The sequence below is a fragment of the Streptomyces sp. R302 genome, assembly GCF_012927245.1.
In the GTDB taxonomy this organism is placed as follows: domain Bacteria; phylum Actinomycetota; class Actinomycetes; order Streptomycetales; family Streptomycetaceae; genus Streptomyces.
In genome coordinates this window covers 299,606-321,957 of the sequence record NZ_JABBGE010000004.1, presented here as the reverse complement: position 1 = coordinate 321,957, position 22,352 = coordinate 299,606, and the positions used below count along the sequence as shown (strand labels likewise).

Genomic DNA, 22,352 nt, shown 5'->3' with positions numbered 1-22,352 from the left:
GTCACTCCCCTCCCGCCCCGTCGCCTTCCCCTTCCGCTTCCGCTTCCCCCACCGCTTCCGCTTCCCCTTCCGCTCGGGCCAGCAGCTCCCTCAGGAGCTGTTCGTCGGAGGCGGGGAGGGTGGTGACGAAGCGGGCGAGGACGGCCTGCCGGTCGCCCTCGCCGTCGAGCAGCCGGCGCATGCGGAGCGCGGCGAGCCCGGCCTCGTCGGCGACGGCGGTCCACTCGAAGGAGCGGCCGACGCGTTCGCGGGCGACGGCGCCCTTGGCGTGGAGGCGGGTGAGGATGGTGATGACGGTGGTGTACGCGAGCCCCCCGCCGAGCCGTTCCCGCACCCGGCCCGCGGTGACCGGCCCCCCGGCGGCCCGCACCGCCGCGAGGACCTGGGCCTCCAGCTCGCCCTGGCCGCGCCGGCGCGCGGTACCGCCGGCGGGTCCCGCGCCTTCGGCGTCCCGCTTCTTCATCCCTCGTCCGCCTTCCCGTTCCCGGCCGCTCGTCCGGGCCACCCGGGTGCCGTTCATCGTTCGGGGGGCGACCCTACCCGGTCCTTCTACGCCCCTGTAGATTGACGCGGGTCAGGACCCCCGTCCCGTCCACCGCCAGGAGTGTCGTCCCATGTTCGGTCTGAGCGAGATCGCGATCCTGCTCGTCGTCGTCGCCCTGATCGTCGGCGCGAAGAAGCTGCCGGAGCTGGCCCGCAACGCCGGCAAGGCCGCCCGGATCCTCAAGGCGGAGGCGCGGGAGATGAAGGCCGACGGCACCCGGCAGGAGCCGGCGGCCACGTACACCGTCAAGGAGACCCCGGCCGCCGCCGAGAAGCGCTGACCGGAGACGTCAGACGGCGGGGAGCGGCTCGGCGACGGACGCCAGGTAGCGGGCGTACTCGTCGAGCGCGGCCAGCGCCTGCTCGTCGTCGCGGTCGATCAGCCAGGTGAGGGTGAGGCCGTCGAGGACACCGAGGCCGTGCCGGGCGAGGACCTCCAGGTCGACGGTCCAGGCGAGTCCGGCCGCCCGCGCCATCGACTCCAGGTGGGCGCGGTTGACGTCCAGGTAGTGCCGGTACTGACGGCGGGCCAGATCGGCGAGGCCGGGGCGGCGCAGCGCGTACTGGGTGAGCTCGTACGTGACCAGGTGCTCGTCCGGGCGGGCCAGGACCTGCTCCCAGTAGGCGTGGAGGACGGCGCGGACCTTCTCGAAGGGCGTGGCGCCCTCGGGGTGCGCGAGGCCGGCCGGCGGGAGGTTCCGCTCCATGATCCGCTCGATGACGGTCTGGAACAGCTCTTCCTTGGAGCGGAAGCAGTAGTGGAAGGCGCCGAGCGGCACCCCGGCCTCCGTGACCACGGCCCGGGTGGTGGCCTTGCCGACCCCGTCGCGGATCATGACCCGGATCGCCGCCTCCGCCAGCTGCTCGCGGCGCTCGGCGGCGGAGAGTCGGGGCATGGCGCGGGCTCCTCGGGGAGGGAAGGGTCGTCGGGCCGGGTCAACGTACCGCAGGGGAACGCGTCGTCCCCCTGCGGGAACGTCTCGACGTCTAGAGGAACGCCATCCCCTCACCCCGGTAGGTGGGGACGGCGTCGACGATCCGGTCGTGCTCCACGAGGTGCAGGGTGTCGACGCGCTCGCACAGCTCGCCCGCCTTGGCGTGCCGGAACCAGACGCGGTCGCCGACCCGGAGGGTGTCGGCCGCCGGTCCGGTCAGCGGGGTCTGCACCTCGCCCGCGCCCTCGGCGCCGAGCATCCGCAGCCCGGCCGGGTGGACGGGGACGGGGAGCCGGTCGGGGCCGGGCGCGCCGGAGGCCGTCCACCCGCCGCCGAGGACGGTGACGTGGCCGGGGCCGGGGCGGCGGACCACGGCGAGCGCGAAGAAGGCGGCGGGCAGCGGGCTGAAGCCCCGGTAGTGGTCGAAGAGGGCGGGGGCGTAGAGCCCGGAGCCGGCGCCGAGTTCGGTGACGGCGGGCTCGGCGGAGGTGGACTCCAGGCTGCCGGTGCCGCCGCCGTTCACGAACTCCAGCGGGGCCACCTCCCGCACCGCGCGGACGGCGGTTGCCCGGCGGGCGCGCAGCTCGCGGGCGGAGAGCTGCTGGACCACGCGGACGGCGGCGCGCATCGGCCGGGCCTGGGTCGGCTGGTCGTCGCCGACGCCCGCGATCTGGCCCTCGTACGCCATGACGCCGACGAGCCGCAGCCGCGGCCGGGCGACGACGGCGCGGGCCAGCGCCGCCGCCTGCGCGGGGGCGTGCAGCGGGGAGCGGCGCATGCCGAGGTGGACGCGGCCGCCGAGCAGCCGGAGGGAGGCGTCGAGGTCGAGGCAGACGCGCACGGGCGGCCCCGAGGGGCCGATCGCCGTGGTCAGGAGGTCGAGCTGTTCGGGCGAGTCGACCATGACGGCGACCCGGGCGGCGGCGTCCTCGTCGGCGGCGAGGCGGCGGAGCGCGTCGGTGTCGGCGGTGGGGTAGCCGACGAGGACGTCGACGGCGGGGTCCCGGGCGGCGAGCCAGAGGGCCTCGGGGAGGGTGAAGGCGAGGACGCCGGAGAAGCCGGGGCGGGCCAGGACCTCGTCCATGAGGGCGCGGCAGCGGAGCGACTTGCTGGCGAGGCGGATCGGTTTGCCGCCGGCGCGGCGGGCCATCTGGGCGGCGTTGGCGCGCAGGGCGCCCAGGTCGACGACGGCGAAGGGCGGCTGGAGGCCGGCGGTCGCCTTCTCCAGGTCGGCGAAGCCGGCGGGGCGCGGGGCGGACACGGCGGCGGCTGCGTTGTCGGGGCGGGCGCTTGCCATGGTGGCGGCCTTTCGTGGACCTGTTCGGGGACCTGCGGACCGGTCCGTGGACTTGCTCGGGGGCCTTCGGACCTGTCCGTGGACCTGCTCGGGAACCTGCGGACCGATCCGTGGACCTGCTACGGGGACGTACGCGGTCTCCGCGGGGCCGGGGCCGGGGCCGGGGCCGGCGGCGACGCCGTCACGGTCTCTTGGTCGTCCGTCCAAGTCAAGACTCCGCGGCCCTTGACTTGGACGCTTGTCCAAGTCCACCCTTCCGGACAACGAGAACCGGCGGTAACCCGCCACCGGCCGGGGTGGACCGCCCGCCCGGCAGCCCCGCCCGCCCCGGCAGCCCGCCCGACCACCCGACCGCCCGCCCCGAAGGGACCGCCCGGCATGAGCAGCAGCGAGAACGGCGCCGTCTGGCGCAACTGGGCCGGGAACGAGGAGGCCCGCCCCCGGCGGGTGCTGCACCCGGCGAGTACCGAGGACGTCGCGGCGGCCGTGAAGGACGCGGTGCGGGACGGGCTGCGGGTCAAGGCGATCGGCTCGGGCCACTCCTTCAGCGGCGTCGCCGTCGCCCCCGGCGTCCAGCTCCGCCTCGACCGCCTCGACCAGGCCGTCTCCGTGGACGCGGAGACCGGGCTCGTCACCGTCGGCGCCGGCATGCCGCTGTGGAAGCTGAACCCGCTGCTCGCCTCGCACGGCCTCGCCCTGGAGAACATGGGCGACATCGACCGGCAGACGGTCTCGGGCGCGATCTCCACCGGCACCCACGGCTCCGGCGTCCGCTTCGGCGGCATCGCCACCCAGGTGCGGGCGCTCGAACTCGTCCTCGCCGACGGGTCGGTGACGGTCTGTTCGGAGACGGAGCGGCCGGAGCTCTTCGCGGCGGCCCGGGTCGGCCTCGGGGCGCTCGGCATCCTCACCAAGGTCACCCTCCAGACCGTCCCGCTGTACGCCCTGCACGCCCGCGACGCCTCGATGCCGGTGGCGGAGACCCTCGGCCGGCTCGACGAACTCGTCGCGGACAACGACCACTTCGAGTTCTTCTGGTTCCCGCACAGCGAGACCACGCTCACCCGCCGCTTCCGCCGACTGCCCGGCGACACCCCCCTCTCCCCCCTCGGCGACCTCTCCCGGCGCCTGGACGAGGCCGTGAGCGGTCCCGCCTTCGAGGCGCTGAACCGGCTCGGCACCCTGGTGCCCCGCCTGGTGCCGCCGATCACCCGCTTCGCCGCGCGCGCGATGTCCTCCCGGACCTGGACGGACCACGCGTACCGGATCTTCGCCTCGGTCCGCGACGTCCGCTTCCACGAGGGCGAGTTCGCGATCCCCCGCGCCCACGCGGCGGAGGCGCTGCGCGAGCTGCGGAAGTGGATCGACGCCCACGGGGAGCCGGTGTCGTTCCCGCTGGAGGTCCGCTTCACCGCCGCCGACGACATCTGGCTCTCCACCGCACAGGGCCGGGAGAGCTGCTACATCGCCTTCCACCAGTACCACCGGATGCCGTACCGCCGGTACTTCGACGCCTGCCAGCGGATCCTGGGCTCCTACGGCGGCCGCCCGCACTGGGGCAAGATGCACGACCTCGGCGCGGCGGAACTGCACCCCCGCTACGAGCACTTCGACGACTTCGTGGCCCTCCGGAACTCCCTCGACCCCTCCGGCGTCCTCTCCAATCCGTACCTCGACCGCGTCCTCGGGGCGCCTCCGGCGGCAGGCTGACCTCGGCGCCGGGCGGTGGCACACTGGCCCGGTCTGCCGAAGGAGTACCACCGTGTCCGTGATCCAGCGCCTGCGCACCGCCGTCCGCCGGACCTATCGCCGCACCGTGGACCTGAGCCACCCGGCGCGCTCGCCGCTCGGCAGCGCGGTCGTCAACTGCGTGGTGTACGCCGACGGCGTGCGCCGCACCGTCCGGGGCGGCGGCGCGGACGAGGCGCTGCGGCATGTGCGGCGCACCGGCGACGGCTTCGTGTGGATCGGCCTGCACGAGCCGGCGGAGAAGGAGTTGACCGTCCTCGCCGAGCTCTTCGGACTGCACCCGCTGGCCGTCGAGGACGCCGTCCACGCCCATCAGCGCCCCAAGATCGAGGAGTACGACGGCGTGCTCTTCGCCGTCCTGAAGACGGTCCGGTACGTCGAGCACGAGGAACTCACCGCGACCAGCGAGGTGGTGGACACCGGCGAGCTGATGGCCTTCGTCGGACCCGACTTCGTCATCACCGTCCGGCACGGCGGGCACGGCTCCCTCGGCCCCCTGCGCGAGGCCCTGGAGGAGCTGCCCGAGCAGCTGGTCAAGGGCCCGTCGGCGGTGCTGCACGCCGTCGTCGACCACGTGGTGGACGACTACCTCGCCGTCACGGACGCGGTGCAGACCGACCTCGACGCGATCGAGAACGCGGTCTTCTCCGCGCAGGCCGACCGCCGCGACGCGGGCCGGATCTACCAGCTCAAACGGGAGCTGCTCGAACTGCGCCGGGCCGTCGCACCGCTCGCCCGCCCGCTGACGGCGCTCGCGACCCGGCCGATGCCGCTGGTGGACCCGGAGATCCGGGCGTACTTCCGGGACGTCACCGACCACCTCTCCCGCGTGACCGAGCAGATCGCCTCGTACGACACCCTGCTCGACTCCGTGCTGCAGGCGCACCTGGCGCAGGTGACCGTGGCGCAGAACGAGGACATGCGGAAGATCACCGCGTGGGCGGCGATCGTCGCCGTGCCGACCATGGTCTGCGGGGTCTACGGCATGAACTTCGACCACATGCCGGAGCTGGGCTGGACCTACGGCTACCCGGTGGTCCTCGGGGTGATCGCGGTGGCCTGTTACGTCATCCACCGCGGCTTCCGGCGCAACGGCTGGCTGTAGCCGTACCGGTGCGAGACGGCCGACGGCCGACGGCCGCCCGTGGGATCTTGACGGTTCCCAGACGCGCCGGCGCGGATGCGGGAGGGCCTGTCCGACACGGGCAGGGGCAGACCCTCGCGGCCGACCGCTCTCCCCCGCCGCCACGACCGTGCTCGTCCTGCGCGGCGGATATGAGAGGTTTGCTCCGTTCATCCGATCGGCGGGCGGCGGAGAGGTACGGCACGGCATGGCACGGTGGGACGGGACGGGGACGGCGACGGGCCCCGGAGGGGACGCGCGGTCGGCGGACGACGAGGCCCGCTGGTTCCGGGTCCTGCTCCACACGGGCTTCTTCCTGCTGCTCGGCTCCTCGCTGACCCGCTTCCTGATGCGGCACACCGGCGAGGGGATCGCCCCCTGGGTGGTCGCCCTCGCCGCCGGACTCGCGGTGCTGTACGTGGCCGAGCCCGCGCTCGCCGCCGACCGGAGCCGGCGCCACCTGTGGCTCGGTGCCTGCACGGCGACGTGGATCGCGCTGGTCTTCCTCGCCCCGAGCTTCGCCTGGTGCTCGATCCCGCTCTTCTACCTCGGCCTGCGCAATCTGCGTCCGCCGGTCGCGGCCTGTTTCATCGGGCTGCTCACGGTCGTCTCGGTCACCGCGCAGCTGCGCCTCGCCGGCCGCTTCGAGTTCGACATCCTGCTCGGTCCGCCGGCGGTCGCGGCGATCTGCGTCGCCGTCTTCGTCCGCATGGACGAGCAGACCCGGCGGCAGCGCGAGCTCATCACGGACCTCGTCCGCACCCGCAGGGAGCTCGCCGCCACCGAGCGGCGCGAGGGCACCCTCGCCGAGCGGCAGCGGCTCTCCATGGAGATCCACGACACCCTCGCCCAGGGCCTGTCCAGCCAGCAGATGCTGCTCCAGGCCGCCGACCGCACCTGGCGGTCGGACCCCGACACGGCCCACCGGCACGTGCGCGCGGCCACCGCGATCGCCGAGCACAACCTCACCGAGGCCCGTCGCTTCGTCCACGACCTGGCCCCCGCCGACCTCGCCGGGGGCGGCGGCCTGGACGAGGCCCTGCGCACCCTGGCCCGCCGCGAGTCCACGGACGGCCTCGCCGTCCGCTGCCACGTCGAGGGCGGCCAGGGCCGCCGGCTCCCGGACCGGGTGCAGTCGGCGCTGCTCCGGATCGCGCAGGGCGCGCTCGCCAACGTACGGGAGCACGCGGAGGCCCGTACCGCCGCGCTCACCCTCACGTACCTCGACGACCAGGTCGTCCTGGACATCGCCGACGACGGCCGGGGCTTCGACCCGTCGGCCGCCCGCGACGGGGACGGCGTCCGGGGCCACGGCCTTCCGGCGATCCGCACCCGGGCCCGCCAGCTGGGCGGCACCCTCACGGTCGAGTCGGCCCCGGGCGAGGGCACGGTCCTGTCGGCGGCGGTCCCCCTGACCGGGGACTGACCGGCCCGGTCAGTCCTCCGGCACCCCGCCCGGGTAGGCGACCCGCGCGGTGACGCGGGCGATCCGCCGCGCGGACTCCTCGGGCGGCGCGACGGGCTGGACGATGTGGCTGACGGTGAGCCGCACGATGGTCTCGACGGCGAGCCCCCGCGACTCCTCGTCCACGTCGGGCCAGGCCTCGATCGCGTACGCGTCGAGCAGGGTCATCGCGGTCCCGAAGACGGGCTCGGTGCGCGTGGTCAGATAGGCGAGCAGATCGGCGTCGGCCCCGCCCCGGGCGGCCAGCAGCACGCTCTTGATCAGCGGATTGTCGACGGCCTGCTGGAGCGTGTACTCCACCCCGGCCCGCGCGGCCCGCTCAAGGCGTCCCCGGTGCGCGTCCAGCTCGCGCTGGATCCCCACCAGGAACCGCTCCAGCTCGCGCCGCACGAGCGCCCCGCCGATCGCCTCCTTCGACCCGAACTCGTTGTAGAGCGTCTGCCGGCTGATCCCCGCGGCCCGCGCGATGGCGGTCATCCGCAGCACGCCCCATCCGTCGGCCGCCACGAGCCCATAGGCGGCATCGAGCACCTGCTCCCGGAGCAGGGTCCGAACACTCTCACGGAAACTGGTCATCGTGCCCCCACCTTAGACGCGCGGTGCGGTCGCCGAGGTGACGGACTATGCCCGTTCCGCGCGGTCGGCGAGAAGTCGCCGGTACCAGCTCAGGTGGCGGGGGAAGACGGCGGTGAAACCGGGGCCGGGGCCGCGGCCGAAGTCGGTCCAGGGGCGCTCGTCGGCGAACCAGTGGTCGAGGCCGAACATCTCCAGGTGGTGGGCGGCGAGCGGGTTCCCGACCAGCAGCTTCCGGGCCTCGGCGAACTCCACGGCGGGCCCCCGGGCGGCCCTCGCCGACTCCGGGAGCAGGGGCTCGACGGCGGCGAGCAGCTCGTCGTCGGAGACCGGGTCCGGATGGGCGAGGTAGTACGCGCCCGGCCCGGTCGCCGGGGAGAGGGCGGCGCCCAGGAGGGCGCCCGCCAGGCTCTCCACCTCGATGAGCGAGTGGAGCGAGCCGCTGCCGGCCAGCGGCCCGGGCAGCGCGGCGAGCAGCGTCAGGATCCCGGGCACGACCTGCCGGTCCCCCGTCCCGTAGACCAGGTGCGGGCGCAGCACGGTGCCGCCGGCGTCCAGGACGTACCGCTCCCCGGCGGCGCGGGTACGGCTGGTCGCCGACACCGGGGCGAGCGGGAGGGTGCCGGGCGCGGCGGCCCGGAAGGGGCCGCGGCCGTGGACGGAGGCGGTGCTGAGGGCGACGATCCGGCCGGCTCCGGCCCGGCGGGCGGCGTCGACGAGGTCGCGGGTGCCGTGCTCGTTGACGGCCCGCAGGAGCTCCTCCTCGCCGCCGATCGCGGAGGCGCAGTGGATGACGGCGTCGACCCCTTCGCAGGCGCGGCGCAGGCTCGCGGGGTCGCGGACGTCGCCCTGGACGGTCTCGACGACGGGCCCGCCGGCGGGGGCGTCCTGGTGCGCGGCGGGGGCCGCGTCCGGGTTCCTGACGAGCAGGCGCACCCGGTCGAGATCGGGGTGCGCGGCGGCCGCGGCGGCGACCCGGCCGCCGATGAAGCCGGTGGCGCCGGTGACGAGGAGGCGGGTTCCCATGACGTTCTTCCGGTGAGAGGGGCGGGCGCGGCCGGGCGGTCAGCTCGCGAGGCGGTGGTCGACCTCGACGGGGGCGAGGGCGCCGGTCGGCGAGGTGAAGGTGCAGGTGAAGACGGACTGGCCGTCCTGGCGTCCGGAGATCCGCACGGCGTACGTCTCGGGGTCCAGGGCGGGGACGACCTCGGCGGTGATCCAGCAGGGGGTGTCGAGCTCGGCGTACCGGTGGAAGGAGACGTTCATCACCGAGGGGAAGAACTTCTCGGACCCGAACGTGGCGTGCGCCGCCTGGCGGGCCGCCTCCAGGAGCAGCATGCCGGGGACGTGGTCGTTGGGGCGGCGGAAGAGCGTGGGGTGGCCGGTGTCGATCCGCAGCTGCCACTGGCCGGGCAGGGCGCCCGCCCCGAGGACCACGTCCTCGGGCCGCTCCCGGCCCACCGAGTGGGGGGCGACGCCGGTTATGAGCGGCACCGGCCGGCCGAGGAGGGCCAGCTGGGGGCCGCGGATCCGGCGGTACGCGGCGGCGGAGGTGCAGCTCGCCACGCCGCGGCCGGTCGCCACGAGGCGTCCGTCCCGGGTGAGGACCGTGGTGGTGCGCAGCGCCCGCAGCCCCCGGCCCCGGCCTCGTACGTCGGACAGGATCACGTCGACGGTGAGGTCCGCGCCGTCGTCGTCGACCAGGAGGGCGTCGGGCTCGGCGTCGTAGGAGAGGTCCCAGAGGACGAACTGCGACTCGACGGGGACGTCGTACTCGGCGTGGGCGATGAGCATCGTCGCCTGGCGTATGGTCTCGGCGACCAGAATCGGATCGTGCCGGTCGCCATCGACCGGGGAGAAGAAGGGATGCCCGGTGGACCAGGCGGCGGACACGGAGAAGCGGTTCTCCGCGAGCCGCGTCCAGCCGGTGGGGATGATGTCCAGGGGGTCGTGCCGGTGGACGAACTCTCCGGGGACGCTCGTCCCTTTCGTTTCCCCCTGTGGTTCGTGCCGGTCCATGTCTTCCCCCTGTGGCCTTCCCCCCGAGCCTCATGCCCGGCCCGGCGTAGGGTACGTACGTTCCGGTTTCTTTTTCAATGCTTCACGTCACACGGCGAAAGCACACAGTGAGACAGCGGGAGGGCCCTGTGGCACAACAAGCGCGTGCCATCCGAACACGACGGACGATCCTCGAAGCAGCCGCCACCGTCTTCGCGGAGCGCGGATACGAGCGGGCCACCGTCGGGGAGATCCTCGCGCGCGCCGGAGTGACCAAGGGTGCGCTGTATTTCCACTTTGCATCCAAGGAAGAGGTCGCCATGGGCGTCCTCGACGCCCAGCTGCTCGACGAGCCGCTCACCCCGCAGGAGGTCAAGCTCCAGGAGCTCATAGACCAGGGCTTCCTGCTCGCCCACCGCCTCCAGCACGACCCGCTGGTGCAGGCGAGCGTCGCGCTCGCCCTCGACAGCGGGGCGGTGAGCGTCAACCGTGCCATCCCGTTCCAGGCCTGGGTCGACCAGGTCTCGGACATCCTCACCGTGGCGAGGGCGCGCGGCGAGCTGCTCCGCCATGTGAACGTGACGGACACGGCCGAGCTGTTCTCCGGCGCGTTCACCGGAATCCAGACGATGTCCGCGGTGCTGTGCGATCGCAATGATCTCCCGCATCGGACGACGGTGCTGATGAAGCATCTGATCCCGTCGATATGCACGCCGTCGATCCTGCTCGAACTGGACATGAGCGCCGAGCGGGGGCGCGCGCTCGCGGCCGAGTACGAGGCCGGGCGCCAGCATCGGGACGACGTCTCTTCCGACGTCCACGCGTAACCGGAGCGTCCCAACAAAAACATACCGACCGGTCTTTTATGCGCCCCGACGGCACTCCGCCGTCGGGGCGCTCTGGCATCATGGCACTGAGTGTGTTTTGCTGAGGGTACTCAGTGCCACAAGCATTCCAGGGAGCTCAAGAGCATGGGCAAGGACTTCGACCTGTACCGGACGTCGGAGGAGCACGAGATGCTCCGGGAGTCGGTGCGTGCGCTGGCGGAGGCGAAGATCGCTCCGTTCGCGGCGGCGGTGGACGAGGAGGGGCGTTTCCCGCAGGAGGCCCTGGACGCGCTGGTCGCGAACGACCTGCACGCGGTCCACGTGCCGGAGTCGTACGGGGGTGCGGGCGCGGACGCGCTGGCGACGGTGATCGTGATCGAGGAGGTCGCGCGCGTCTGCGGTTCGTCGTCGCTGATCCCGGCGGTGAACAAGCTGGGCTCGCTGCCGGTGGTCCTGTCGGGCTCGGAGGAGCTGAAGGCCAAGTACCTCGCCCCGCTCGCCGCGGGTGAGGCGATGTTCTCCTACGCGCTGTCGGAGCCGGACGCGGGTTCGGACGCGGCGGGGATGAAGACCCGCGCGGTGCGCGACGGCGACTTCTGGGTGCTGAACGGCGTGAAGCGCTGGATCACCAACGCCGGCGTCTCGGAGTACTACACGGTGATGGCCGTCACCGACCCTTCGATGCGCTCGAAGGGCATCTCCGCGTTCGTCGTGGAGAAGTCCGACGAGGGCGTGTCGTTCGGCGCGCCGGAGAAGAAGCTCGGCATCAAGGGCTCCCCGACCCGCGAGGTCTACTTCGACAACGTCCGCATCCCCGCCGACCGGATGATCGGCGCCGAGGGCACCGGTTTCGCGACCGCGATGAAGACGCTGGACCACACCCGTATCACCATCGCCGCGCAGGCGCTGGGCATCGCGCAGGGCGCCCTCGACTACGCCAAGGGCTACGTCAAGGAGCGCAAGCAGTTCGGCAAGCCGATCGCCGACTTCCAGGGCGTGCAGTTCATGCTCGCCGACATGGCCATGAAGCTGGAGGCGGCCCGCCAGCTCACCTACGCCGCCGCGGCGAAGTCCGAGCGCGTCGACGGCGACCTGACCTTCTTCGGCGCCGCGGCCAAGTGCTTCGCCTCCGACGTCGCCATGGAGGTCACCACCGACGCCGTCCAGCTCCTCGGCGGCTACGGCTACACCCGCGACTACCCCGTCGAGCGCATGATGCGCGACGCCAAGATCACCCAGATCTACGAAGGCACCAACCAGGTCCAGCGCATCGTCATGGCCCGCAACCTCCCGTAACCATCCGCTCGTTGAAAGGAGCCAGGCCGTGACCCTGAGGATCGCTGTCTGTGTGAAGTACGTTCCCGACGCCACCGGTGACCGCGGATTCGCGGACGACCTGACCGTCGACCGCGACGAGGTCGACGGCCTCCTCTCGGAGCTCGACGAGTACGCGGTCGAGCAGGCCCTGCGGATCTCCGAGGAGGCCGACGAGGCCGAGGTCACCGTCGTCACGGTCGGCCCGGACGACGCCAAGGACGCCCTGCGCAAGGCGCTGTCGATGGGCGCCGACAAGGCCGTCCACGTCAACGACGAGGCCATCCACGGCTCCGACGTCATCGCCACCTCCGCGATCCTCGCCAAGGCGCTGGAGAAGACCGGTTTCGACCTGGTCGTCTGCGGCATGGCCTCGACCGACGGCACCATGGGCGTGCTCCCCGCACTGCTCGCCGAGCGGCTGAGCCTGCCGGCGGCGACGCTGCTCTCCGAGGTGTCGGTGGAGGACGGCGTGGTCAAGGGCCGTCGCGACGGCGACGCCGCCACCGAGCTCCTGGAGGCCCCGCTGCCGGCCGTCGTCTCGGTCACCGACCAGTCCGGCGAGGCCCGTTACCCCTCCTTCAAGGGGATCATGGCCGCGAAGAAGAAGCCGGTCGAGGAGCTGGAGCTCGACGACCTGGACATCGACGAGGACGAGGTCGGCCTGGCCGGCTCCTGGACCCTGGTCGAGTCGGCGGACGCCCGCCCGGCCCGCACCCAGGGCACGATCGTCACGAACGAGGACGGTGACGGCGGCAAGCAGCTGGCCGCCTTCCTCGCCTCCCAGAAGTTCATCTGACCGTCCGTCACCCCACCTCAGGAGCAAGGAATCATGGCTGAGATCCTGGTTCTCGTGGACCACGCCGACGGTGCGGTCCGCAAGCCGGCCCTCGAACTGCTCACCCTGGCCCGCCGCCTGGGCGAGCCGTCCGCGGTCGTCCTCGGCGCCGGCGAGGCCACCGCCTCCGTCGCCGCCACCGCCGCCGAGTACGGCGCGGCCACCGTCTACGTGGCGGACGGCGCCGAGTTCGCCGAGCAGCTCGTCGTCCCCAAGGTCGACGCGCTCACCCAGATCGCGAAGGAGAAGGAGGTGGCCGCCGTCCTGGTGACCTCCTCCGGCGAGGGCAAGGAGATCGCGGCCCGCGTCGCGCTCCGCCTCGGCTCCGGCCTCATCACCGACGCGGTCGACCTGGAGGCCGGTGCCGAGGGCCCGGTCGCCACGCAGTCGGTCTTCGCCGCCTCGTACACGACCAAGTCCCGTGTCTCGCACGGCGTTCCGGTCATCACCGTCAAGCCGAACTCCACCGCCCCGGAGGCCGCCCCGGCCGCCGGCAAGGTCGAGGACGTCACCGTCGCCTTCACCGGCAACGCGGCGAAGGTCGTCTCCCGCACCGCGCGCGTCTCCACCGGCCGCCCGGAGCTGACCGAGTCCGCCATCGTGGTCTCCGGCGGCCGCGGCGTCGGCGCCGCCGAGGGCTTCGAGGTCGTCGAGAAGCTGGCCGACTCGCTCGGCGCGGCCGTCGGCGCCTCCCGCGCCGCCGTCGACGCCGGCTGGTACCCGCACTCCAACCAGGTCGGCCAGACCGGCAAGCAGGTCTCGCCGCAGCTGTACGTCGCCGCGGGCATCTCCGGCGCCATCCAGCACCGGGCCGGCATGCAGACGTCGAAGACGATCGTCGCGGTCAACAAGGACCCCGAGGCCCCGATCTTCGACCTGGTCGACTACGGCGTGGTCGGCGACCTCTTCGAGGTGCTGCCGCAGCTGACCGAGGAGATCGGCTCGCGCTGACGCCGTCGGACACGACGAAGGGGGTGGCACTCTGTGCCACCCCCTTTTCGCATGCCCTCCCGGGTTCAGATCCAGCCGTCCAGCGGGACCTCCTCGCAGAGCCGGACGACCGGCCGGCGGCCGGTGGCGGCGGCGCTCGCGAGCTTGACCCGGACACCGGGGCGCACGGCGTGCGGCGGCCCGTCGACCCGGCAGCGGACCACGAAACCCTCGGCCATGTGCACCGGCCAGAGGTCGGCCTCGGCGGCGGTGTAGGCCCTGCGGACGGTGATCACGCCCTCCCCCTCGCTGAGTTGGGGGGACAGGTCGGTCGACCCGCAGGTCGGGCAGAGCAGGCGCTGGAAGGTGGTGGTCTGGCACCAGGCGCAGCGCTGGAAGTAGATTTCGGTGCCTTCGGCCGATTCCTCGGTCCGGACGGCGCCGGGGTTCCTCAGTCCTGTGTGGAACACGATGCCTTCTCCTCGCACTCGGCGGCTCGACCGTGCATGGAGCCCAAGATATGGCACTCAGTGCCAGCAAAGAAAGACCTCAGTTCCCTCAATCTGAGATACTGCGGCCCCTAGGCGTTCGTGTGTACCCCTCAGCCCTCGCCGAGGCTCGACTCGACCTCGCGCACCACGCGCCACATCGGGGTGGACCGCTTGGTGATGACGACCACCACGTCCTCGTCCCCCTCGGCCGCGGAGTCGCCGGCGGCGCCGGGCGCGTCCGGGCTCCAGGTGGCGCGGACGAACTCCAGGGCCCGGTCGACCTCTTCGAGGGGCTCGCCCTCGCCGCCCGAGCGGAGCCAGTGCCGCAGGGCGTGGTTGTGGGCGGCGACGACGGCCGCGGCGGCCACGTTGGCGCGCAGGGTGCCGTCCCTGCGGTCGGCCCAGCGGGCGCGCAGGTAGTCGCCGAGGGTCTTCTCGTACCGCCAGACGACGGAGAGCTCGTACGCGCGCAGCCCGGCGACCTCCCGGGTGAGCCGGTAGCGCTGGACGGAGAAGGTGGGGTTCTCGGCGTACATCCGCATGACCAGGCGGGCGGCGCCGCAGACCCGGACCATCGGGTCGTCGCTGTCGGCGCTGGCGGCGAGGAAGCGGGTCATGTCGTCGAGGCACTGGTCGTGGTCGGGGAAGACCACGTCCTCCTTCGACGGGAAGTAGCGGAAGAAGGAGCGGCGGCCGACGCCGGCGAGCGTGACGATGTCGTCGACGGTGGTCTGCTCGTAGCCCCGCTCCAGGAAGAGCTGGAAGGCCGCGGCGATGAGGGAGTCCCGCATCGCGGGCTTCGGGGAGGTCCGGGGGTTCGTCGCCGCTGCTGCCATGGCACGAACCTAACACCCGGACGACCTCCACGCGGCACTCGGTGCCGGATTGTTCCGGCACCGAGTGCTGCCAGAGGGAGCGGTACGGGCTGAGCAGTGCGGCTCAGCGGTACGGCTCGCCGGTACGTCTCAGCGCGCCGACATCCGCAGGGCGCCGTCCATCCGGATCGTCTCGCCGTTGAGGTAGTCGTGCTCGGCGATCATGGTGATCAGCCGGGCGTACTCCGCCGGCTGCGCGAGGCGCTGCGGGAAGGTGACGCTGGCGGCGAGCCCGGCACGGATCTCCTCGCTGAAGCCGGCCATCATCGGGGTGTCGACGATGCCGGGGGCGACGGTGACGACCCGGATGCCGTACTGGGCGAGGTCGCGGGCGGCGGTGATGGTCATCCCGGCGACACCGGCCTTGGAGGCTGCGTACGCGATCTGCCCGACCTGGCCCTCGAAGGCGGCGATGGAGGCGGTGTTGACGACGAGCCCGCGCTGGCCGTGCTCGTCGGCCTCGTGGCGGGCGATGGACTCGGCGGCGAGCCGCATCACGTTGAACGTGCCGACCAGGTTGACGTTCACGACCGTACGGAAGAGGTCGAGGTCGTGCGGGCCCTTGCGGCCCAGGAGGCGGGCCGAGGGCGCGATCCCCGCGCAGTTGACGGCGAGCCGCAGCTCGGCCCCGTCGGCGTCGATCCCGGCGAGCGCGGCGCGGACCTGGTCCTCGTCGGTGACGTCGGCGGCGACAAGGCGGACGCCCTCGGGCAGCGCCCCGGCGGCGGCGACGGCCTTGTCGAGGTCGAGGCCGTAGACCGTGGCGCCGCGGGCGGCGAGCGCGGCGGCGGTGGCGGCGCCGAGGCCGGAGGCGGCACCGGTGACGAGAGCGGCGGAGCCGGCGATGTCCATGGAACTCCTCGTGCGTGTCGTGCGGGTGGCCCTGCCGGCGGGTTGGCCGCCGGCCGGGGACGCTTCCCCGCGGGGGACCGCGCGGTCCGCGCGGTCTGCGCCGCTCACCATAGAACCCGCGGGCCGCCCCGTGACGGCGGGGTCACGGGGCGGGGGTCATCCGATCGGCGGACCCCCGGGTCCACCGATCCGCCCGCGCCCCGCAGCCGGTGCGCCGACCACGGGAGGCCGGGCACGGCCCGAGGATGAAGCGTCAGTCGATCTTCGACGCATCCCCACCCCTGGAGCACCCCCATGAAGCACGTGAAGAAGGCCCACCGGACCCGTCTGATCACCGCCGGCGCGATCGTCGCCCTCGGCCTGGCCGGGGCCGGCGCCTACTCCGCGAGCGCCGGCGGCGAGGACGCGGCGCCCGCCGCCACCGAGGCGACGACCGCGCACACGACGACGCGCACCCACCTGACCGTCGCCGCGGCGACGAAGGCGGCGAAGGCGGTCCTCGACGCGGCGGAGGCGGAGAACCAGCGGGTGACCGTCGCGGTCGTGGACCGCGACGGCAACACGATCGTCACCCTGCGCGGCGACGGCGCGGGTCCCCAGTCCTACGAGTCGGCGGAGCGCAAGGCGTACACGGCCGTCTCCTGGAACGCCCCGACCTCGGTCCTCGCCGGCCGCCTGGCCCAGGCCCCGAACCTGAAGGACATCCCCGGCACCCTCTTCCTCGGCGGCGGCGCCCCGGTCACCGCACAGGGCGCCCCGGTCGCGGGCATCGGCGTGGCGGGCGCGCCCTCGGGCGACCTGGACGAGAAGTTCGCCCGCGCGGGCGTCGCGGCCCTGGCCGCCCAGTAACACACGGGGACACACGGGGCAGAAAAAAGCCGACCCCGGTGCGCCTGAAACGGGGGAACACAGGCGAACCGGGGTGGCTCTTCAGAGCATACGCCCGAAGTGGTTCAACACGAAATCACCACCGTCCCCGCCCTGCTCTAACGCGTCGTCCGCGACGAGCCGGACCTGGACGACGTGCCCCCGGGCCTGTACCCGCTCGTCGCCGAGAGCCTGGAGAAGGCGCCGGAGCGGCGCCCGTCGCCCTCCCGGGTCCTGGACCTGCTGGGCGCCGAGCCCCCGGCGGCGCCCCGGCCGCCCGCGACGCGGGTGCCGGCACAGACGCAGGCGCAGGCGCAGGCGGGGCCGCGGGCTCGGGCGGAGCCTCGGACGGAGGCGGTGGAGGTCACGGCGGGCCTGCTGGAGAAGCCGACCCGGCGCACGGAGAACGGCGGTTGTCTCGCGATCCTCGGGATCCCGTCCCCGGCCATCGGCGCCCCGGTCGGGATCGTCCTGTCGCTCCCGGTGGTCACCGCCGCCACCTCGCTGTTCGGCCCGGTCGCCCTGGTGACCGGCGTCGTCGTCTCCGGCGGCCGGCCGCTGGTCCGGCACACCGTCCAGCTGACCGCCGGCCACCTCCACTGCCGGGTGCGCGACCGGCGCTGGTCCTCGCCGTGGACGGACATCTCCCGCGTCGCCGTCCGGTCCACGAGGCCGGGCGCGCGGGGCGAGCGCCGGTGGCAACTGACGGCGGTCCTCCGCGAGGGCGCGCCCGTGCCGAAGGACTTCTCCGGCAAGGGCGGGAAGGAGGCCGTCCCGGCGCTCCACTTCGACGCCTCGGAGGACCCCCGGCCGGCGCTCCGCCGCCTCGACGCCGGGCTGCGTACGTACGCGGGAGACCGCTACGCCCCGGACGCCGCCCTCACCGCGTACCTGGACCTGCCCCCGGCCGTCACTTCTCCGGGCGGGCCAGTCCCCGGCTGATGACGAGCCGCTGGATCTGGTTCGTCCCCTCGAAGATCTGCATGATCTTCGCCTCGCGCATGTAGCGCTCGACGGGGAAGTCGCGGGTGTAGCCGTAGCCGCCGAGGACCTGGACGGCGTCCGTGGTGACCTTCATCGCCGTGTCCGTGGCGATGAGCTTCGCGGCGCTGGCCTGGCGGCTGAAGGGGCGGCCGAGGTCGCGGCGGCGGGCGGCGTCGAGGTAGGTGGCGCGGGCCGCGTCGACGGCGGCGGCCATGTCGGCGAGGAGGAAGCCGAGGCCCTGGTGGTCGATGATCCGGCGGCCGAAGGTGGCGCGCTCGTTGGCGTAGTCGACGGCCGCGTCCAGGGCGGCCTGGGCGAGGCCGGTGGCGCAGGCGGCGATGCCGAGGCGGCCGTTGTCGAGGGCGCTGAAGGCGATCTGGAGGCCCTGGCCCTCGGTGCCGACGAGCCGGTCCTCCTCGATGAGGGCGCCGTCCCAGTAGGCGGAGGTGGTGGGGACCGCCTGGAGGCCCATCTTGCGCTCGGGGGCTCCGAAGGAGAGGCCCTCGGTCTCGCCGGGGGCGAGGAAGCAGGAGACGCCGCGGCTGCCGGGGGCGGTGCGGGCGAAGAGGGAGTAGAAGCCGGCCCTGCCTCCGTGGGTGATCCACGCCTTGGTGCCGGTGATCCGGTAGCCGCTGCCGTCCTCCTGGCGCTCCGCCTTGCAGGCGAGGGCGGCCGCGTCCGAGCCGGCCTGCGGTTCGGAGAGGCTGTAGCCGCCGACGAGCCGGCCCTCCAGCATCGCGGGGAGCCAGCGCTCCTTCTGCGCCTCGGTGCCGAAGGCGTACAGCGGGTGGCAGGCGAGGGTGTGCACGCTGGTGGCGACGGCGACGGCCGCCCAGCGGGCGGCGAGCTCCTCCAGGACCTGCAGGTAGACCTCGTACGGCTGGCCGCCGCCGCCGTACTCCTCGGGGTAGGCGAGGCCGAGCAGCCCGGCCCGGCCCAGCGTGGCGAAGAGACCCTCGGGATAGGTCTCCGCGGCCTCGTGCTCGTCCACCCGCGGCGAGAGCTCGTTGTCGGCGATCTCGCGGGTGAGGGCGATGAGGTCCGCCGCTTCGGGGGTGGGAAGCAGGCGGTCGACATCCATGGCGACTCCATCGGCGCGCGGTGGTGCGGGGCAGGGGTACGGGGATACGGGGGTACTCGGCGAAGCGGTACTAGGACGGGTACTCCAGTACCGTTAAAAATAGCGCATGAGGCTCCGGACGTAACCCCTCCCCGCGGGCGGCCCGGCATACTGTTCGGGTGATCGAGACCTCCGCCGCCGGCGCCCCCAAGCTCACGGGCCGCGGAGCGGCACGCCGCTCCGCGCTCTTCGAGGAACTGGTCGCCCTGCTCGTCGGCGAGGGCTTCGCCCGGCTGACCCTCGACGACCTGGCCGCCCGCCTGCACTGCTCCAAGCGGACCCTGTACGGCCTGGCCGGCAGCAAGGAGCAGCTGGTCAGAGCAGCGGTCGTGCACTTCTTCCGGCGCGCCACGGCCCGCGTCGAGGCCGTCCTGGCCGCCGCGAGCGGCCCCGCGGAGCGGCTCTCCGCCTATCTGCGGGCCGTCTCCGCCGAGCTGGCGCCGGTCTCCCCGCAGTTCTTCGACGACGTGGCCGCCTTCGAGCCGGCCGCGGAGGTGTACGAGCGGAACACCCGCGCGGCCGCCGGCCGGGTGCAGCAGCTCATCGAGGAGGGCGTCAGGGCGGGCGTCTTCCGGGAGGTCCACGTGGCCTTCGCCGCCGACGTCATCGCCTCCGTGATGGTGCGCATCCAGCGCCGCCAGGTGGCCGCGTCCACCGGCCTCGCGGACGCCGAGGCGTACGACCAGCTGGCCGAGCTGCTGCTCAGCGGCCTGCGCAGGGCCTGAGCGACGGCCCCCGCATGACCCGCCCGCACCCGACCCGACGCCCGGCCCCGACCCGACGTCCGACCCCGAACCGACGTCCGCACCCCACTCGGCGCCCGACCCCGTCCCACCGCCCGATGGACCACGACCGCGAGAGGCCCCAGTGACCAGATCGAACGGCAGGACCGTGCGGGACCTGCGGCGCGAGAACCGCACCGCGGTCCTCCGGCGGCTCTACTTCGACGGCCCCATGAGCCGCTTCGCGCTCGGCCCCGCCACCGGGCTCAGCTCCGGCTCGATCAGCAACGTGGTGGCGGAACTCGTCGCCGAGGGGCTCGTCGAGGAGGCCGGGAGCGTCGACTCGGCCGGCGGCCGGCCCCGGATCCTGCTGCGGGTCGCCCCCGCCAGCGGGCGGATGATCGGCGTGGACGTCGGCGAGACCCGGGTCAGGGTCGAGCTGTTCGACCTCACCCTCACCGAACTCGCCCGCGCCGAACGCCCCTTGTCCCCCTCGGCCGAGGGGGGCGAGCGGTACGACGTCGGGGTCGTCGTCGACCACATCCGCGAGGGCGTCGCCGAGGTGCTCCGCGCGGCGGAGGTCCCCGCGGAGCGGCTGCTCGGCGTCGGCATCGGCGTCCCCGGCATCGTCGAACACACCGACGCGGACGGCGCGGTCGTGCACGGCCAGACCATCGGCTGGGACGCCGTCCCCCTCGAACGCCTCCTGCGCGAGGCGGTCGACCTGCCGCCGGAGGTCCCGTACCGCATCGACAACGGCGCGAAGACCCTCGGCCAGGCCGAGATGTGGTTCGGCGCGGGCCGGGGAGCGACCAGCGCGGTCGTCGTCCTCTTCGGCTCGGGCGTCGGCGCCTGCGTGACGACCGACCCGCTCGGTCCCGGACGCGCCCTGGAATGGGGCCACTTGAAGGTACGGGTACGGGGCCGGCGGTGCCGTTGCGGGGCGCAGGGCTGCCTGGAGGCGTACGCGGGCGCGGAAGCCCTCCTCGAACGCTGGCGCGAGGCGGGCGGGCGGCCACCGGCGGGCGCGGACGAGGAGACCGCGCTCGCGGCGCTCGTCGCGGCGGCGCATCCCGAGGACGGCTCCGCCCCCGACCCGGCGGCGGCCGCCGTCCTGGCGGAGACGGCCGAGTACCTGGGCGCCGGTTTCGCCGACCTGATCAACCTCTTCCAGCCGGAGCGGATCCTCGTCGGCGGCTGGGCCGGGCTGCTGCTCGGCACGCGTTTCCTGGCGGCCGTCGAGGAGCACGCGCGCGCGTACGCGCTCGCGTACCCGGCGGCCCGGGTCACCCTCGGCATGGGCACGCTCGGGCCGGACGCGGTCACCGTCGGCGCGGCGATCCTCCCGCTCGCGGACTTCTTCGCCCGCGGCGGCCGCCCCGAGGAGACCGGCCCCGCCGAGGAGGCCCCCGCCTGGGCGGAGACCGTACGGGAACGCACCGCGCGCTGACCGGAGCGGTACCGGGTGCCGTACCGGGTGCGCGGCCCGGTCCGGCGGCTGGGTCCTGCACGGCGGGCGTCCCGAGGGCGAGCGCCCGGCCTGCCTCGGCCGGCACGCCCTGGCGGTCACCGTCGGCCCCGACGGCGCGCTGCCCGCCGGGGCGCGGCTCTTCCCCGGCATCCGGCACGGCGACAGCCCCCCTCGGCCTGCCGACGAAGGAGGAGGACGGGGCGCGGTGGCCAGGCCGTGGCTAGGCCACCGAGCCTATGTGGCCGGTGACGGGGGTGTCGTCGTGGTGGATGGGGGTGTGGGCGCCCGTCAGGGAGACGCCGGTGCCGCCGCGGCGGTTGGCGACGATCTCCGCGCCGATCGAGAGGGCCGTCTCCTCGGGGGTGCGGGCGCCGAGGTCGAGGCCGATCGGGGAGCGGAGGCGGGCCAGTTCGAGTTCCGTGACGCCGACCGCGCGAAGGCGCGCGTTGCGGTCCTCGTGGGTGCGGCGGGAGCCCATCGCGCCGACGTAGGCGACGGGAAGCTTGAGGGCGGCCTGGAGGAGCGGGACGTCGAACTTGGCGTCGTGCGTGAGGACGCAGAGCACGGTCCGGCCGTCGACCTCGGTCGACTCCAGGTAGCGGTGGGGCCACTCGACGACGATCTCGTCGGCGTCGGGGAAGCGGAGCCGGGTCGCGAAGACGGGACGCGCGTCGCACACGGTCACGTGGTAGCCGAGGAACTTGCCGACCCGGACGAGCGCCGACGCGAAGTCGATGGCGCCGAAGACGATCATGCGGGGGGCCGGGACGGAGGACTCCACGAGCAGCGTCAGCGGCTGCCCGCAGCGGCTGCCGTCCTCGCCGATCTCGACCGTGCCGGTGCGGCCGGCGTCCAGCAGCGCCCGGGCCTCGGCCGCGGCGGTGCGGTCCAGCTCGGGGTGGCCGCCGAGCTTCCCCTCGTACGAGCCGTCCGGGTGGACGAGGAGCGCCTGGCCGAGGAGGTCCTCGGGGCCGGAGACGATCCGGGCGAGGGCCGCCGCCTCACCTGAGACGGCGGCCGCCAGTGCGGCGGGGAAGACCCCGCCGCGGACCGGGGTGACGAGGATGTCGATGACGCCGCCGCAGGTCAGGCCGACCGCGAAGGCGTCCTCGTCGCTGTAGCCGAAGCGCTCGACGACGACCTTGCCGTCGTCGAGGGCCGTCTGGCACAGCTCGTACACCGCGCCCTCCACGCACCCGCCGGAGACCGAGCCGATCGCCGTGCCCTCGCTGTCGACGGCGAGGGCGGCGCCGGGCTGCCGGGGCGCGCTGCCGCCGACGGCCACCACGGTGGCCACGGCGAAGTCGCGTCCCTGCTCGACCCACCGGTGCAGCTCTTCGGCGATGTCCAGCATGTCGGTCTCCTTGGCGGTGTGGGG

General features: G+C 73.8%; 23 protein-coding genes. 12 read left to right on the top strand and 11 right to left on the bottom strand.

Features of this window, described 5'->3' with window-relative positions; genetic code table 11:
- Position 1 precedes the first annotated feature (1 nt).
- A complete protein-coding gene (locus tag HHL19_RS14405) occupies positions 2-463 on the bottom strand; it encodes a BlaI/MecI/CopY family transcriptional regulator (protein ID WP_169089445.1) in 462 nt (153 codons plus the stop codon).
- Between the two features lie 151 nt (positions 464-614).
- On the opposite strand from HHL19_RS14405, the gene HHL19_RS14400 reads away from it, so the two are divergent.
- Complete coding sequence (locus tag HHL19_RS14400) at positions 615-824, top strand: twin-arginine translocase TatA/TatE family subunit (protein WP_169089443.1); 210 nt, start codon at positions 615-617, stop codon at positions 822-824.
- Positions 825-833: 9 nt separating this feature from the next.
- Here HHL19_RS14400 and HHL19_RS14395 read toward each other — a convergent pair whose 3' ends face one another.
- Positions 834-1,439, bottom strand: coding sequence for a TetR/AcrR family transcriptional regulator (locus HHL19_RS14395; RefSeq protein WP_169089441.1), 606 nt, complete (start codon positions 1,437-1,439; stop codon positions 834-836).
- A 91-nt stretch (positions 1,440-1,530) separates the two neighbouring features.
- The gene (locus HHL19_RS14390; protein WP_169089439.1) at positions 1,531-2,775 is read right to left on the bottom strand and encodes an amino acid deaminase/aldolase; all 1,245 of its coding nucleotides are present in this window, start codon (positions 2,773-2,775) and stop codon (positions 1,531-1,533) included.
- A gap of 378 nt (positions 2,776-3,153) precedes the next feature.
- Between HHL19_RS14390 and HHL19_RS14385 the strand changes: the two genes are divergently transcribed.
- From HHL19_RS14385 to HHL19_RS14375, 3 genes are all read left to right on the top strand, one after another.
- On the top strand, positions 3,154-4,485 hold the full coding sequence (locus HHL19_RS14385; RefSeq protein ID WP_169089437.1) for a D-arabinono-1,4-lactone oxidase: 1,332 nt from the start codon (positions 3,154-3,156) through the stop codon (positions 4,483-4,485).
- Between the two features lie 52 nt (positions 4,486-4,537).
- On the top strand, positions 4,538-5,629 hold the full coding sequence (locus HHL19_RS14380; protein ID WP_346768340.1) for a magnesium and cobalt transport protein CorA: 1,092 nt from the start codon (positions 4,538-4,540) through the stop codon (positions 5,627-5,629).
- A gap of 226 nt (positions 5,630-5,855) precedes the next feature.
- Complete coding sequence (locus HHL19_RS14375; protein ID WP_169089434.1) at positions 5,856-7,073, top strand: sensor histidine kinase; 1,218 nt, start codon at positions 5,856-5,858, stop codon at positions 7,071-7,073.
- A gap of 9 nt (positions 7,074-7,082) precedes the next feature.
- Here HHL19_RS14375 and HHL19_RS14370 read toward each other — a convergent pair whose 3' ends face one another.
- The 3 genes from HHL19_RS14370 to HHL19_RS14360 are packed head-to-tail and all read right to left on the bottom strand — an operon-like array spanning position 7,083 to position 9,704.
- On the bottom strand, positions 7,083-7,688 hold the full coding sequence (locus tag HHL19_RS14370; RefSeq protein WP_169089432.1) for a TetR/AcrR family transcriptional regulator: 606 nt from the start codon (positions 7,686-7,688) through the stop codon (positions 7,083-7,085).
- A 45-nt stretch (positions 7,689-7,733) separates the two neighbouring features.
- Positions 7,734-8,711, bottom strand: coding sequence for an NAD-dependent epimerase/dehydratase family protein (locus HHL19_RS14365; RefSeq protein WP_169089430.1), 978 nt, complete (start codon positions 8,709-8,711; stop codon positions 7,734-7,736).
- A gap of 39 nt (positions 8,712-8,750) precedes the next feature.
- The gene (locus HHL19_RS14360) at positions 8,751-9,704 is read right to left on the bottom strand and encodes a ScbA/BarX family gamma-butyrolactone biosynthesis protein (RefSeq protein WP_169089428.1); all 954 of its coding nucleotides are present in this window, start codon (positions 9,702-9,704) and stop codon (positions 8,751-8,753) included.
- 128 nt (positions 9,705-9,832) lie between these two features.
- Here HHL19_RS14360 and HHL19_RS14355 point away from each other — a divergent pair, with 128 nt between their 5' ends.
- From HHL19_RS14355 to HHL19_RS14340, 4 genes are all read left to right on the top strand, one after another.
- Complete coding sequence (locus HHL19_RS14355; RefSeq protein ID WP_169089426.1) at positions 9,833-10,510, top strand: ScbR family autoregulator-binding transcription factor; 678 nt, start codon at positions 9,833-9,835, stop codon at positions 10,508-10,510.
- Between the two features lie 144 nt (positions 10,511-10,654).
- Positions 10,655-11,806 carry an acyl-CoA dehydrogenase family protein gene (locus HHL19_RS14350; protein WP_169089424.1) on the top strand — a complete coding sequence of 384 codons (1,152 nt, stop codon included), beginning with the start codon at positions 10,655-10,657 and terminating at the stop codon, positions 11,804-11,806.
- A gap of 28 nt (positions 11,807-11,834) precedes the next feature.
- Positions 11,835-12,623 carry an electron transfer flavoprotein subunit beta/FixA family protein gene (locus tag HHL19_RS14345; RefSeq protein ID WP_169089422.1) on the top strand — a complete coding sequence of 263 codons (789 nt, stop codon included), beginning with the start codon at positions 11,835-11,837 and terminating at the stop codon, positions 12,621-12,623.
- 33 nt (positions 12,624-12,656) lie between these two features.
- Positions 12,657-13,613, top strand: coding sequence for an electron transfer flavoprotein subunit alpha/FixB family protein (locus HHL19_RS14340; RefSeq protein ID WP_169089421.1), 957 nt, complete (start codon positions 12,657-12,659; stop codon positions 13,611-13,613).
- A gap of 65 nt (positions 13,614-13,678) precedes the next feature.
- Here the strand turns inward: HHL19_RS14340 and HHL19_RS14335 are convergent, their stop codons facing one another.
- The 3 genes from HHL19_RS14335 to HHL19_RS14325 all read right to left on the bottom strand — a co-directional run bounded on the left by HHL19_RS14335 (position 13,679) and on the right by HHL19_RS14325 (position 15,810).
- Complete coding sequence (locus HHL19_RS14335; protein WP_169089419.1) at positions 13,679-14,062, bottom strand: zinc ribbon domain-containing protein; 384 nt, start codon at positions 14,060-14,062, stop codon at positions 13,679-13,681.
- A gap of 131 nt (positions 14,063-14,193) precedes the next feature.
- Positions 14,194-14,919, bottom strand: a complete 726-nt coding sequence (locus HHL19_RS14330; RefSeq protein ID WP_169089417.1) for a TetR family transcriptional regulator — start codon at positions 14,917-14,919, stop codon at positions 14,194-14,196.
- Between the two features lie 129 nt (positions 14,920-15,048).
- Positions 15,049-15,810 (bottom strand): SDR family NAD(P)-dependent oxidoreductase, encoded by a 762-nt coding sequence (locus HHL19_RS14325; RefSeq protein WP_169089415.1) that lies wholly within the window; start codon positions 15,808-15,810, stop codon positions 15,049-15,051.
- A gap of 294 nt (positions 15,811-16,104) precedes the next feature.
- Here HHL19_RS14325 and HHL19_RS14320 point away from each other — a divergent pair, with 294 nt between their 5' ends.
- Together HHL19_RS14320 and HHL19_RS14315 are read left to right on the top strand one after the other, a co-directional pair.
- A complete protein-coding gene (locus tag HHL19_RS14320; protein WP_169089413.1) occupies positions 16,105-16,659 on the top strand; it encodes a heme-binding protein in 555 nt (184 codons plus the stop codon).
- Between the two features lie 174 nt (positions 16,660-16,833).
- Entirely contained in the window at positions 16,834-17,619 is a 786-nt protein-coding gene (locus tag HHL19_RS14315) for a hypothetical protein (RefSeq protein WP_169089411.1), read from the top strand.
- On the opposite strand, the gene HHL19_RS14310 is transcribed toward HHL19_RS14315, so the two are convergent.
- A complete protein-coding gene (locus HHL19_RS14310; RefSeq protein WP_169089409.1) occupies positions 17,588-18,742 on the bottom strand; it encodes an acyl-CoA dehydrogenase family protein in 1,155 nt (384 codons plus the stop codon). The genes HHL19_RS14315 and HHL19_RS14310 overlap by 32 nt on opposite strands.
- Before the next feature lie 158 nt (positions 18,743-18,900).
- On the opposite strand from HHL19_RS14310, the gene HHL19_RS14305 reads away from it, so the two are divergent.
- Positions 18,901-19,506: a TetR/AcrR family transcriptional regulator gene (locus tag HHL19_RS14305; RefSeq protein WP_169089407.1), complete on the top strand. Its 606-nt coding sequence runs from the start codon at positions 18,901-18,903 to the stop codon at positions 19,504-19,506.
- Between the two features lie 142 nt (positions 19,507-19,648).
- Entirely contained in the window at positions 19,649-20,953 is a 1,305-nt protein-coding gene (locus HHL19_RS14300; protein ID WP_169089405.1) for an ROK family transcriptional regulator, read from the top strand.
- A gap of 241 nt (positions 20,954-21,194) precedes the next feature.
- On the opposite strand, the gene HHL19_RS14295 is transcribed toward HHL19_RS14300, so the two are convergent.
- Complete coding sequence (locus tag HHL19_RS14295) at positions 21,195-22,328, bottom strand: XdhC/CoxI family protein (protein ID WP_169089403.1); 1,134 nt, start codon at positions 22,326-22,328, stop codon at positions 21,195-21,197.
- Positions 22,329-22,352: the final 24 nt, after the last annotated feature.